This window comes from Collimonas antrihumi, assembly GCF_018304965.1.
Taxonomy (GTDB): Bacteria; Pseudomonadota; Gammaproteobacteria; order Burkholderiales; family Burkholderiaceae_D; genus Collimonas; species Collimonas antrihumi.
Genome location: NZ_JAGQED010000021.1, coordinates 20,668 through 33,914, shown reverse-complemented (window position 1 = coordinate 33,914; position 13,247 = coordinate 20,668). Strand labels below are relative to the sequence as shown.

Below are 13,247 nucleotides of genomic sequence, written 5' to 3'. Positions count from 1 at the left end.
CATGCACACAATGACAGGAGTATCGGTGAGACCAGCTTTGGCATCTGCATGCCTGTGCCTGTGTGCATGGTGCGCGCAGGCTGCAGGGCAGCCCCTGGCCGAGGATTTGAACGAAGCCGTCACCCGCTTGCCGATCACCGTCAAGAATCTGTATGGCCGGACCGTCAGTGGCAATGTCGTCGTGACGCAATTCAAACCTGCCGGCGGCGGACCGTTTCCGATTGTGATCATCAGTCACGGCCGGAGCGGTACCGATCGCTCCAAGCCGCCGCGGTTCCGCTACACGCAGCAAGTGCGCTTCTTCATCGAGCGCGGTTTTGCCGTGTTTGTGCCGACCCGGCTGGGCTATGGCGAAGCCGGTGTCGAGCCCGACCCTGAAGATAGCGGCGGCTGCCGCGATAAAGATTACGGGCCGATGGCCGAGGCAGCCAGCAGCGAAGTGTTGGCAGTACTTGATTATGCCAAGCAACAACCCTACGTGAATCCCGGGCGGGTGCTGTTAGTCGGCCAGTCGGTCGGCGGCTACACCACAACCGCGACCGCAGCCAGGATGCCGCAGGGCTTGGTGGCTGCAATCAATTTTGCCGGCGGCGCCGGCGGTGATCCGGAGACGCATCCAGGGATACCTTGCCAAGGCGCCAAGCTGGAAGACATGTATGCGCAATTCGGCAAGACTGCCAAGGTGCCGATGCTTTGGGTATACACCCAGAATGACCTGTATTTCAGTCCGCAATACAGCCAGGCCTGGCACACCGCGTTTAACCAGGCGGGCGGCCAGGCCGAATTCAAATTACTGCCGCCGTTTGCCAAGAACGGGCATTTACTATTTTCATCCGGCCTCAGCATCTGGGAGCCGGTGGTGGCGGATTTTCTTGGGCGAAATGGATTTTCCGCGGAGCCGTTGAAGGAGATGAACAAATGACTTATCAGACTTTAGCAATACAACATGCGTCGCAGGTGGCTACCATCGTCCTCAATCGGCCCGAAGTACGTAATGCCTTCAACGAGACCATGATTGCCGAAATCACCCACGCCTTTGCCGATTTGGGCAGCAACGCCGGGGTCAGGGCGATCGTGCTGGCGGCAAATGGCGCAGCGTTCAGCGCCGGTGGCGATCTTAACTGGATGAAGGCGATGGCGGATTACACGCCGGAACAGAATCGCGCCGATGCCGCCCAGCTGGCGACCATGTTGCGCACCATCTACCAATGCCCGAAGCCGGTGATCGCCAAGGTGCAGGGCGATTGCTATGCCGGCGGACTTGGCCTGGTGGCTGCCTGCGATATCGTGGCGGCGGTGGGTACGGCGCAGTTCTGCCTGTCGGAAGTGAAGATTGGCTTGATTCCGGCAACCATTTCGCCCTATGTCATCAAAGCCATCGGCGAGTCGGCTGCGCGTCGTTACTTTATTACTGCAGAACGATTTTCTGCCGAAACTGCGCAAAAGCTCGGCCTGGTGCATGAGGTGGTTGTCGCAGAAAAATTGGATGAAAGCGTGAATTTGTTGCTCAAGGCATTATTGGCGGCCAGCCCCAACGCCGTCACTGAAGCCAAGCGCCTGGTGCGCGCGATTGCGGGCCAGCCGCTGACTGAGGCGCTGATTGCCGATACGGTTGAAGATATCGCTAAAATCCGCGCTTCTACTGAAGGGCGGGAGGGTGTACGCGCCTTCCTGGAGAAGCGCAAACCGTCCTGGCTGCAGTGATCGCGCCGTGATCACATACAATCTCGTCCTTGCAGAGATTTAAATGTCGGAAAAGATGGCAAATGATTAACGAAGAATTTTTGAACGACCCTTACCCGGCTTACCACGCTCTGCGTGCCCAAGGCGCGTTGCATTGGAGCCCGGAGTTCTGCGGCGGCGCCTGGCTGCTGACCGGCCATGCCGATGTCGCCAGCGTGTTGCGCGATCCGCGTTTCTCGGTGCGCCGCGCCGGCGGCTGGGCTAATAGCAGCGGCCCGGGGGCGCTGGCCGAACTGCGCGAATTCAAACGGATTTTTTCACGTTCGCTATTGTTTGTGGATGCGCCGCAGCACACTCGCTTGCGGCAAGTGATGAATGCCGGCTTCAAGCCTGCGGCATTGCAGGAATTGGGGCCGCAGATCCAGATTATTGTCGATCGTTTGCTCGACCAGGTATTGGCCAAGGCCGCTGACTGCGGCGCGTCCGGGCAGTTTGCTGAATTCGCGCAATTCGACTTCATGCGCGACTTCGCCCGTCCGCTGCCGGCGCTGGTGATCGCCAGCATGCTCGGCATTGCCGCTGAAGACCGCAGTGAATTTGTTGCCTGGTCCGACGATATTGCCGCTTTCATCGGCAGTCCGACGCCGACGCTTGAAATCGCCCGCGCGGCCCAGGTCAGCCTGATCGCCATGAACGAATATTTCCGCCAGCTGTTGCCGCAGCGTCGCGCAGCGTTGGGCGACGACTTGATGAGTCAGCTGATACGCGCTGAAGCTACGGGCGGCATCATCACCACTAAAGAGTTGCTGGCGCAGTGCTGCACGCTGCTGTTCGCCGGTCATGAAACCACGCGTAACCTGCTTGGCAACGGCATGCTGGCGCTGTTGCAACATCCGGAACAATGGCAAGCTTTGCAAAGCACGCCGTCGCTGCTGCCGTCTGCTCTAAAAGAATTACTGCGTTTTGACAGCCCGGTGCAGTACACCGGCCGTCGGCTCAAGGTCGATGTCGAGATGCACGGCCAGCTGATGAAAAAGGGCGATCTGGTGATCCCGCTGATCGGCGCCGCCAATCGCGATCCCGCCAAATTCACAGATCCGGACCAACTCGATATCGCGCGCAACCAGGGCGCCCATCTGTCCTTCGGTTATGGCCCGCACGTCTGCATCGGTGCAACGCTGACCTACCTGGAAGCAGAAATCGCGATGCGCAGCGTGATGCAACGCTTGCCGCAATTGCGACTGGCCGGCGACATCCAGTCATGGGGCGGCAACGCGGTATATCGCAGCCTGAACCAGCTGCCGCTAAAATTTGCACGGCCGTCGGCGGCAGAGCAAGCAACAGCAGCAACACCAGCAACACCAGCGGAGGCCCAATATGCCTGAGTTGCTGACCCAGATCCGCGACCAGCTGGCTGCGTTGCAAGAGCAGAAGCTGTTGCGCAAGCGGCGCATCGTCGATGGTCCGCAGGAGCCGTTGCTGGATGTCGATGGCCGGCAATACCTGTCCTTTTGCAGCAACGATTATCTGGGCCTGGCGAACCATCCGGCTCTGCGTGCTGCAGCGCAAGCCGGGCTCGACCGATACGGCGTCGGCGCCAGCGCATCAGCCTTGATCAGCGGCCACACCAGCGTGGTTGAGGAATTGGAACTGGCGCTGGCGGAATTCGTCGGCATGCCGCGCGCCTTGCATTTTTCGACCGGCTACATGGCGAACATGGGGACCATCCCGGCACTGGTCGGCCCCGGCGATATCGTATTTTCAGATCGCCTGAATCACGCCTGCCTGATAGACGGCGCGCGTTTGTCGGGTGCGCAGTTCCGCATCTACCCGCATGCCGATGTGGCAAGACTGGAACAATTGCTGGCCAAGAGCGATCACCCGCGCAAGCTGATCGTCACCGATGCCGTGTTCAGCATGGATGGCGATATCGCGCCATTACCGGAACTGCTGGCCTTGTGCGAAAAATACGATGCCTGGCTGCTGGTCGACGATGCCCACGGCTTCGGCGTGTTGGGTCCGCAAGGACGCGGCAGCCTGGCGCATTTCGGATTGCAGTCGCAACGCATCCTGTATATGGGGACCTTGGGCAAAGCGGCCGGAGTGGCAGGCGCCTTCGTCGCCGGCGATGCGCTGCTGATTGAATGGTTGCTGCAGCGGGCGCGCACCTACGTGTTTACTACGGCCAGCCCACCCATGCTGGCGAGCGCTTTGCTGGCGGCAGTCAAGCTGATGCAGGTCGAGGATTGGCGGCAACAGCACTTGCGCGATTTGATTGCGCGGCTGCGCAGCGGATTGGCTAGCTTGCCCTGGCCTTTGCTGCCGTCAGAAACGCCGGTGCAAGCGTTGATCGTTGAAGATAACCAGCTGGCGCTGGATCTGATGGCAGGGCTGCGCGAGCAAGGCATCTGGGTGCCGGCGATCCGGCCGCCGACCGTGCCGAAAGACACCGCGCGCTTGCGCATATCGCTGTCGGCGGCGCACAGCATTGAACAAATAGATAAGTTGGTCAGCGCACTGCATGTGCTGGCTGAGCACTATACGAGGAACACAATTGCGTAAGAATAGTACAGATGCACTTGCACCACAGTCGGATCTGATTCAGCGTAGCCTGAACAGTGTCTGGCATCCGTGTACCCAAATGCAGCACCATGAATCGGTGCCGCTGATCGCGGTCAGCCGCGGCCGTGGCGCCTGGCTGTATGACAGCGACGGCAAACGCTACCTGGATGCGATCAGCTCCTGGTGGGTCAACCTGTTCGGCCATGCCAATCCACGCATCAATACCGCATTGAAAGATCAGATCGACCAGCTCGAACACGCCATGCTGGCCGGCTTTACGCATGAACCGGTCGTGCAGTTGTCTGAGCAGCTGGCGGCGCGCACCGGCAATGTGCTGGGTCATTGTTTCTATGCCTCCGACGGCGCCTCGGCAGTCGAGATCGCCTTGAAGATGAGTTTCCATGCATGGCGTAACGCGGGTTACACCGACAAGCAGGAGTTCGTGTGCCTGAAAGGCAGTTATCACGGCGAAACCATCGGCGCGTTGGCGGTTACCGACGTGCCGTTGTTTCGCGATGCCTATGGCCCCTTGCTGCGCCAGGCGCATGTGGTGGCGTCGCCCGATGCACGTGGCGCGCGCGACGCTGAGAGCGCTGCCGACGTCGCCCACCGGGCAGCTGCAACACTGGAAAAATTGTTGCAGCAGCGTTCCAGCCATATCGCCGCCATCATCATCGAACCGCTGGTGCAATGCGCCACCGGCATGGCGATGCACGATCCGGTTTATCTGCGCGAATTGCGCGCTTTATGCGACCGCTACAAAGTCCACCTGATTTTTGATGAAATTGCCGTCGGCTGCGGCCGCACCGGTACTTTCTTCGCTTCCGAGCAGGCGGCTGCGCCGGGAGAGGCGCCAATCTGGCCGGATTTCCTGTGTCTGTCGAAAGGCATCAGCGGCGGTTACCTGCCTTTGTCGCTGGTGATGACGCGCGACGAAATCTATCAGGCTTTCTACGATAACGACCTGGCGCGCGGTTTCCTCCACTCGCATTCCTACACCGGTAATCCGCTGGCTTGCCGTGCTGCGCTGGCAACGCTGGCGATTTTCCGGGAAGACGATGTGATCAACGTCAATCGCCGGCGGGCAGAACGCATTACCGCCGCGTTGGCGCCTTTGGCGCAGCATCCTAAAGTGCAGCATTTCCGTCAACGCGGCATGATCTGGGCTTTTGACGCCGTCATCGATAGCAAGGCGCACGCGGCGACATTTTCACGCCGGTTTTTCAGCAGCGCGGTGGAGCATGAATTGCTGCTGCGGCCGATCGGAAAAACGGTCTACCTGATGCCGCCGTATATTCTCGACGATGAAGAGATCGAGTTGCTGGCTACTCGCACTGCCATGGTTTTCGAAAGCGTGATCGATCATGACTGACCCTATCGTAAATACCCAAAAGGCCGCGTGGTTCGTCGCCGGCACCGATACAGAAATCGGCAAGACGCTGATCGCCGGCGCCTTGCTGCATGGACTGACTAAAACCGGTGTTCGCAGCGCCGGCATGAAACCGGTCGCTGCCGGCGCTGAATTGCGCGATGGCGTCTGGCACAACGACGATGCCGATATCCTGGCGGCAGAGGCCAGTGTGAAGCTGCCACAGGAATTGACTACACCGTTTCTATTGCGTCAGGCGACCGCACCGCATATCGCCGCAGAACAAGAAGAGCGGCCGATCGAACTGGCGCATATCCTGTCATGTTATCGACAGCTCGCCGAGCTGGCCGACGCCGTGATAGTCGAAGGCGTGGGCGGCTTCCGCGTGCCGCTCAACGATACCCACGATACCGCCGACCTGGCGCAGCAGCTCGGTTTGCCGGTGGTGCTGGTGGTCGGTTTGCGGCTGGGTTGCATAAGCCATGCATTGCTGACGGTCGAGGCGATTGCCGCGCGCGGCTTGCGGCTGGCCGGCTGGGTTGCCAACACGGTCGACCCGACCATGCTCAACGGCGACGCCAACATTGCCGCATTGAAGAATCGCATTGATGCACCATTTCTAGGCCACGTGCCGCGCATGAACGCGTTGCCCGCCAAGGCGCTGGTCGAGGCCGCCGCCAGTCATTTGAATTTTTCCTGTTTACCGGGGTGGCCTGCGCCATCCGGCAATACACCAAACTCGTAACCGTATTCCCTCAACACAAAGGAAGTCTGATCATGTCATCGCAACCAATTACATTCCAGCCAGCCGCCAAGCCTATGGTGCTGCCAGCCGACGCCAAGTGGCCGGTGCAAACCGTGCTGGATTTGTTCAACCTGCCGTTCAACGAACTGTTGTTCAAGGCGCAGCAAGTGCATCGTGAAAATTTCGACCCGAATGAAGTCGAGCTGGCGACGCTGTTGTCGATCAAGACCGGCGGCTGCCCGGAAGATTGCGGCTACTGCCCGCAAGCGGCACGTTACGACACCGGCGTCACCGCCCAGAAAATCCTGCCGCTGGATACCGTGCTGGAAGCCGCCCGCCAAGCCAAGGCGCATGGCGCAACCCGTTTCTGCATGGGCGCGGCATGGCGTGAGCCGAAAGACCGCGACTTGGAAAAGGTCGAAGAAATGGTGCGCGAAGTCAAGGCGTTGGGCCTCGAAACCTGCGCCACGCTGGGCATGCTGGGCGAAGGCCAGGCTGAGCGCCTGAAGGGCGCCGGCCTCGATTACTACAACCACAATCTCGATACCGCACCGGAAATCTACGGCGACATCATCACCACCCGCGATTACCAGAACCGCCTGGATACGCTCGACAGCGTGCGCGGCGCCGGCATCAAGGTCTGCTGCGGCGGCATCGTCGGCATGGGCGAATCGCGCCTGCAACGTGCCGGCCTGGTGGCGCAACTGGCGAATCTGGAACCGTATCCGGAATCGGTGCCGGTGAACAATCTGGTGCAAGTCGAAGGCACGCCTTTGCACGGCATAGATCCGATCGACTTGTTCGAATTCGTGCGCACCGTGGCCGTGGCCCGTATCACCATGCCGAAGGCGCGCGTGCGTTTGTCCGCTGGCCGCCGGCAGATGGGTGAGGCGATCCAGTCGCTGTGTTTCCTGGCCGGCGCCAACTCGATTTTCTACGGCGACAAGTTGCTCACCACCGGTAATCCGGAAGTGGAAGAGGACCGTGCCTTGCTGGAAAAACTCGGCATGCATTCGCGGTCATCGGTATTCGATGCACGTTGCGAAGTTACCGCCGACAGCAATACCCAACCGCAATAAATAATATAACTGGGGGAGACAGCATGTTTACCAAGATACTGATTGCCAATCGCGGCGAGATTGCCTGCCGCGTGGCAGCCACCGCACGGCGCATGGGTATCAAGACCGTGGCCGTGTATTCGGATGCCGACGCTGGCGCCAAGCACGTTGCGGTGTGTGACGAGGCGGTGCTGATCGGGCCGGCTGCGGCCAAGGAAAGTTACCTGCGCGCCGACAAGATCATCGAAGTGGCCTTGGCCACTGGCGCGCAGGCAATTCATCCCGGCTACGGTTTCCTGTCTGAAAACGCGCAGTTTGCCCAAGCATGCGCCAAGGCCGGCCTGGTATTCATCGGCCCGCCTGCCAGTGCGATTTCGGCGATGGGCTCGAAGTCGGCCGCCAAGGAATTGATGGAAAAAGCCAAGGTGCCGCTGGTGCCCGGTTATCACGGCGAGAACCAGGATGCCGATTTCTTGCAACAGCAAGCCGATAAGATCACTTACCCGGTGTTGCTGAAAGCCAGCGCCGGCGGCGGCGGGAAGGGGATGCGCATCGTCGAGCAAAGCGCCGATTTCAAGGCTGCGCTGGCTTCCTGCAAACGCGAAGCGATCAACAGTTTCGGCGACGACAAAGTGCTGGTCGAACGTTACCTGACCCGTCCACGTCACATCGAAATCCAGGTGTTTGCCGATACCCAGGGCGATTGCGTCTATCTGTTCGAGCGCGACTGCTCGGTACAGCGCCGCCATCAGAAAGTGCTGGAAGAAGCGCCTGCACCTGGCATGACACCGGAACGCCGGCGCGCCATGGGTGAAGCCGCTGTGGCAGCGGCCAAGGCAGTCGGGTACGTTGGCGCCGGTACGGTGGAGTTCATCGCCAATCAGGATGGTTCTTTCTATTTCATGGAGATGAACACGCGCCTGCAGGTAGAACATCCGGTGACGGAAATGATTACCGGCCTCGATCTGGTCGAATGGCAGTTGCGGGTAGCTTCAGGCGAACCGTTGCCACTCAAACAGGAGCAATTGAAACTGAGCGGCCATGCACTGGAAGCGCGTATCTATGCAGAAAATCCGGACAAGGGATTCTTGCCGTCGATAGGCACGTTACGCCATCTGCGCACGCCGGCGGCCACCGAGTTCGAGGTCAGCCAATCAAACGCCAGCATCGTCCGGATCGATTCCGGCGTGCGTCAAGGCGATGCGATCTCACCGTTCTACGATCCGATGATCGCCAAGCTGATCGTCTGGGGCCAGGACCGGCAACAAGCATTGGCTGCGATGGCGAAAGCGCTGGCGCAATATCAGATCGTCGGTCTCGCCAGCAACGTCAAATTCCTGCAGCGCCTGATTGCCGGCAAGCCATTCTCCGAAGCGGATCTGGATACCGGCCTGATCGAACGTCATCAAGATACCCTGTTTCCCGCCGCTACTCCGGTGGCGATCGAAGTATTCGCTTTGGCGGCAGCATCGTTGCTGCTATCGGAACGTAATGCGGCAAACAACGCCGGCAGTGATCCGTGGACCAATACCGATGGCTGGCGCCTGAACGGCAGCCTGCAACGCCGCCTCGCATTTGTCGACGACGGCAACGCCAGTCCACTCGACGTCACCTACGAGGCAGGCCGCTGGTTGCTGCATCATGAGCAGTTCGGCGCCCAGACTTTCAAGCAGATGACCGTGCTGGAGCAAGACGGTAACGCCATCGAAATCAGCCTTGGCGACAGAACCGTAGCCGGCACGGTAGTGCGCGAAGGCGAACAGTTCCACGTGTTTTACGCCGGCAGCCAGTACACGCTAGGCTATGTCGACCCGCTGCTGCATGCTGGCGACACCGAAGCCGAAGGCGGCCGCCTCACAGCACCGATGCCAGGCAAGATCGTCGCGCTGCTGGTAACCCAAGGCGAACAGGTAAAAAAAGGCGCACCATTACTCATCATGGAAGCCATGAAAATGGAACACACGATCGCCGCCCCGTCTGATGGCCTTGTAGAAGAGTTGTTGTACACAGTGGGCGATCAAGTAAGCGAATCGGCGCAGTTGCTAGTCTTTAAGGCGGCTTAAAGAATCGCGGACATAGTTAAATGGGGTCAGAGTTTTTCTTCGCGCCCTTTGCGAAAATTACTCTGACCCCATTTAACGGCCCACGGAGCACAAAGCGCAGCGTTCGCCAGTCGTTGCACGCAAACGAAAAAATTGTTTAAGGACCCAAACAGTGAAACTCCTGTGTTACGTACCACCAGGCTCCGACTTCGAAAACTGGATCACCGACTTCAGCACAGCCCTACCACAAGCCGAAATCCGCTTCTGGAAAGAAGGCGACACCGCCCCAGCCGACTACGCGCTCGTATGGCGCCCACCCGCAGCCATGCTGCAAGGCCGCCACGACCTCAAAGCCATCTTCAACCTCGGCGCCGGTGTCGACGCAATCCTGCAACTAGGCGCAGCGCTACCCACCGGCGTACCGCTGATCCGGGTCGACGATGGCGGCATGGCAATCCAGATGGCGAACTACGTAACCCATGCCGTGCTAGGTTATTTCGGCCGCCACGACATCTACCGCCAACAAGCCGCGCGCGGCGAATGGCGTCCGTTGCCAGCGCCCGACAAACGCGATTTCACTATCGGCATCCTCGGCATGGGCGTACTGGGCTCGCGTATCGCCGAGGCACTGGCGCATTTCGATTTCCCATTGAATGGCTGGAGTCGTACTCCAAAAAGCCAACCGGGAGTACGCAGCTTTGTCGGCGACGACGATCTCGACGCCTTCCTGCGCGCATCGCGGGTGCTGGTATGCATCCTGCCTTTGACGGACGCCACGCGTGGGATTGTGAATCGGCAAAACCTGCAGAAACTGCAAAAGGGCGCTGACGGCGCAGATGGCGCCTACCTGATCAATGTGGCCCGCGGCGGCCACGTAGTCGAGGCAGATCTGCTGGCATCGATCCAGGAAGGGCAGGTTGCAGCCGCGACACTGGATGTATTTGAGCAAGAACCTTTACCGCCAGCCCACCCGTTCTGGCAAGAGCCGCGTATCACGATCACGCCGCATATATCGGCTGTGACGGTAGATGAAGACACGGTCCGGCAGATCCGCGACAAGATACTTGCGCTGGAAAATGGCCAGAGCGTAAACGGCGTAGTCGATCGCACCAAAGGTTATTGAAAACCGAGCGTTGCAAATTGAAAAATAGGTGATGACATGACATTCCCCAGCAAAGTGAAAATCGTCGAAGTCGGCCCTCGCGACGGCCTCCAAAATGAAAAGGAAACCATCCCGGCCGAAGTCAAGATAGCGCTGGTCGACCAGCTGACCAACGCCGGTTTCGTCAACATCGAAGCCGCTTCCTTCGTATCGCCGAAATGGGTGCCGCAGATGGCGACGTCCAGTGAAGTGATGGCGGCCATCCAGCGCAAGCCGGGCGTTATCTATTCCGCTCTGGTGCCCAACATGAAAGGCCTGGAAGCCGCACTGGCAGCCGGCGCCGACGAGATGGTGATCTTCGGTGCGGCCTCGGAAGCGTTCTCGCAAAAGAATATCAATTGCTCGATCGCCGAATCTATCGAACGGTTCCGTGAGGTGGCGCAAGTCGCCAAACAAGAGGGCAAGCGTCTGCGCGGCAGCATCAGCTGCGCTTTCGGCTGTCCGTATCAAGGCGAAGTCAGCATAGATTCAGTAGTCGATGTGCTGCACCGCTTGCGTGACCTCGGCTGCGACGAAATCGATATCGCCGACACCATCGGCGTCGCCACGCCGAACAAAGTGCATACGGTGATGCAACGACTGGTGCAGGAGTTCCCGATAGAACGCCTGTCAGGTCATTTCCACGATACCTACGGCCAGGCGTTGGCAAATATTTATGCCAGCCTGGAAGTCGGCATTTCGATTTATCACTCGTCTGTTGCAGGCCTGGGCGGCTGCCCGTATGCTAAGGGCGCGACCGGCAACGTATCGTCGGAAGACGTGTTGTATCTTATGCAAGGGCTCGGCATCGAAACCGGCATCGATCTCGATGCGGTAGTGGATGCGGGGCAGTTTATCTCGGCGCATCTCGGACGCAAGGCGGCCAGCCGCGCAGGCAACGCCATCGCGGCCAAGCGTCTGAGTTGAAAGGCCGGGCCGCGATCAAGGCGGACGGCACCTACGACAAGCTTCACTCTCAATATTTCGATACCGTCGCCAAATAAGGTAGATTCAAATGAATACACTTCCCGACAGTGCCCAACGCGTTGCCGACCTGCTGACGGCGATGGGGCATGACAAGCAAGTCGTCATGTTGCCGGAAACCGGCAAGACCTCAGCCGAGGCTGCTGCCGGGCTCGGGTGCAGCGTTGCCGAGATCGCCAAGTCGATTGTATTCAGGCGCTTGACCGATGACGCCGCCGTGATGGTGGTGGCCAGCGGCAGCAATCGTGTCGATGAAGCCAAGGTGGCGGCGCTTGTCGGTCCGCTGGGGAAGGCCGATGCGCGCTTCGTCAGGGAACGGATCGGTTATGCCATCGGCGGCGTTTGTCCTATCGGCCACCTCGGCAAGACGGTAATGCTGATAGATCAGGATCTGCTGGAGCTTGGCAGCGTCTGGGCTGCGGCCGGGCATCCGCACGCTGTCTTCAACCTGACGCCGCAGCAGCTGGTAATGATGACATCGGCGCCGGTTGCCGATGTTGCGTTGCGGGCTTAAGTGGATTGCTTCGAGCGGGTTATGACTGACCATGGCTGACAATAGCCTCATCGCGGATCACACTGCGTCACCTTGCATCAACGTTTGCGTGATGAACGCCGACAGTGGTTTGTGCGAAGGCTGTTGGCGAACTCTGGATGAAATAGCCGCCTGGTCGGGCGCCACCGATGCGCAAAAGCGCAGCATCTGGCAACACATCTTGCAACGCCGGGAGACCCGATGACAGCGCCATCGTTACCGCCGGCCATGCGCGTGCTGGAACGCGGCTGGCTGTCCTCCAACAACATCCTGTTCCTGGGCCGCGAACAAACGGCGCTGGTCGACAGCGGCTACCTGAGCCACGCGGCGCAAACCGTGGCGCTGGTGGCGCACGGCTTGCAAGGCCGGCCGCTGGACCGCTTGTTGAACACGCATCTGCATTCCGATCATTGCGGCGGTAACGCGGCTTTGCAGCAAACCTGGCGCTGCCATACATCGATTCCGGCCGGGCAAGCCGAGCAGGTACGCAACTGGGACAGGGATGCGCTGACTTACAACGGCACCGGCCAGCAATGTGCGCCTTTCAGTTTCGACGATACCTTGCAGGCCGGCGATTTGCTGACGCTCGGCGACATGCAGTGGCAAGTGCTGGCGGCAGCCGGCCACGATCCGCATTCCTTGATTTTTTATTGCCAGGAGCACGGCATCCTGATTTCCGCCGATGCTTTGTGGGAAAACGGTTTCGGCGTGATTTTTCCGGAACTGGATGGCGAATCAGGTTTTGCCGAGGCGCGGGCGACGCTGGAATTGATCGCCACGCTGGACGTGCGCCTGGTGATTCCCGGCCATGGCCGTCCATTCAGCGGCGTCACCGCGGCGCTCGACACGGCCTTCTCACGACTCGACTATCTGGCCGCCGATCCGCAACGGAATGCGCAGAATGCCATCAAGGTTTTGCTGAAGTTCTTGCTGCTGGAACGGCAACAGATCAAATTGACCGACGTACCGCCGATGCTGGCCAGCCTGCCCCTGGCGGCAGCCGCCAACCGGCGCTATCTGCAACGCAGCGACGCCGACCTGAGCGACTGGGCGATAACGCAACTGGTACGTGCCGGAGCGGCTGAAATACGTGACGGCTTCTTGTACAACCGACATTAAATCGATCCTTGA

The 13,247-nt window shown here is 59.7% G+C and carries 13 protein-coding genes; all 13 read left to right on the top strand.

The genetic code is table 11. From position 1 onward, the window contains the following. Position 1: 1 nt before the first annotated feature. Positions 2-922, top strand: a complete 921-nt coding sequence (locus tag KHU29_RS16295) for a dienelactone hydrolase family protein (protein WP_211453818.1) — start codon at positions 2-4, stop codon at positions 920-922. Beyond that, positions 919-1,704 (top strand): enoyl-CoA hydratase/isomerase family protein, encoded by a 786-nt coding sequence (locus tag KHU29_RS16290; protein WP_211453817.1) that lies wholly within the window; start codon positions 919-921, stop codon positions 1,702-1,704. The genes KHU29_RS16295 and KHU29_RS16290 overlap by 4 nt, the downstream gene beginning before the upstream one ends. 62 nt (positions 1,705-1,766) lie before the next feature. Continuing rightward, entirely contained in the window at positions 1,767-3,068 is a 1,302-nt protein-coding gene (locus tag KHU29_RS16285) for a cytochrome P450 (RefSeq protein WP_211453816.1), read from the top strand. Beyond that, the gene (gene bioF, locus KHU29_RS16280; protein ID WP_211453815.1) at positions 3,061-4,245 is read left to right on the top strand and encodes an 8-amino-7-oxononanoate synthase; all 1,185 of its coding nucleotides are present in this window, start codon (positions 3,061-3,063) and stop codon (positions 4,243-4,245) included. The genes KHU29_RS16285 and bioF overlap by 8 nt, the downstream gene beginning before the upstream one ends. Next, a complete protein-coding gene (gene bioA, locus KHU29_RS16275) occupies positions 4,238-5,617 on the top strand; it encodes an adenosylmethionine--8-amino-7-oxononanoate transaminase (protein WP_211453814.1) in 1,380 nt (459 codons plus the stop codon). The genes bioF and bioA overlap by 8 nt, the downstream gene beginning before the upstream one ends. Next, positions 5,610-6,359 carry a dethiobiotin synthase gene (gene bioD, locus KHU29_RS16270; RefSeq protein ID WP_211453813.1) on the top strand — a complete coding sequence of 250 codons (750 nt, stop codon included), beginning with the start codon at positions 5,610-5,612 and terminating at the stop codon, positions 6,357-6,359. Before bioA ends, bioD begins: the two co-directional genes overlap by 8 nt. A gap of 32 nt (positions 6,360-6,391) precedes the next feature. Then, positions 6,392-7,438: a biotin synthase BioB gene (gene bioB, locus KHU29_RS16265; RefSeq protein WP_211453812.1), complete on the top strand. Its 1,047-nt coding sequence runs from the start codon at positions 6,392-6,394 to the stop codon at positions 7,436-7,438. A 23-nt stretch (positions 7,439-7,461) separates the two neighbouring features. Beyond that, the gene (locus KHU29_RS16260) at positions 7,462-9,480 is read left to right on the top strand and encodes an acetyl/propionyl/methylcrotonyl-CoA carboxylase subunit alpha (protein WP_211453811.1); all 2,019 of its coding nucleotides are present in this window, start codon (positions 7,462-7,464) and stop codon (positions 9,478-9,480) included. Between the two features lie 151 nt (positions 9,481-9,631). Then, on the top strand, positions 9,632-10,582 hold the full coding sequence (locus tag KHU29_RS16255; protein WP_211453810.1) for a 2-hydroxyacid dehydrogenase: 951 nt from the start codon (positions 9,632-9,634) through the stop codon (positions 10,580-10,582). Positions 10,583-10,618: 36 nt separating this feature from the next. Beyond that, on the top strand, positions 10,619-11,527 hold the full coding sequence (locus tag KHU29_RS16250; RefSeq protein WP_211453809.1) for a hydroxymethylglutaryl-CoA lyase: 909 nt from the start codon (positions 10,619-10,621) through the stop codon (positions 11,525-11,527). An 88-nt stretch (positions 11,528-11,615) separates the two neighbouring features. Beyond that, positions 11,616-12,098: a YbaK/EbsC family protein gene (locus KHU29_RS16245; protein WP_211453808.1), complete on the top strand. Its 483-nt coding sequence runs from the start codon at positions 11,616-11,618 to the stop codon at positions 12,096-12,098. 31 nt (positions 12,099-12,129) lie between these two features. Continuing rightward, complete coding sequence (locus tag KHU29_RS16240; RefSeq protein WP_211453807.1) at positions 12,130-12,321, top strand: DUF1289 domain-containing protein; 192 nt, start codon at positions 12,130-12,132, stop codon at positions 12,319-12,321. After that, positions 12,318-13,235, top strand: a complete 918-nt coding sequence (locus KHU29_RS16235) for an MBL fold metallo-hydrolase (protein ID WP_211453806.1) — start codon at positions 12,318-12,320, stop codon at positions 13,233-13,235. The genes KHU29_RS16240 and KHU29_RS16235 overlap by 4 nt, the downstream gene beginning before the upstream one ends. Positions 13,236-13,247: the final 12 nt, after the last annotated feature.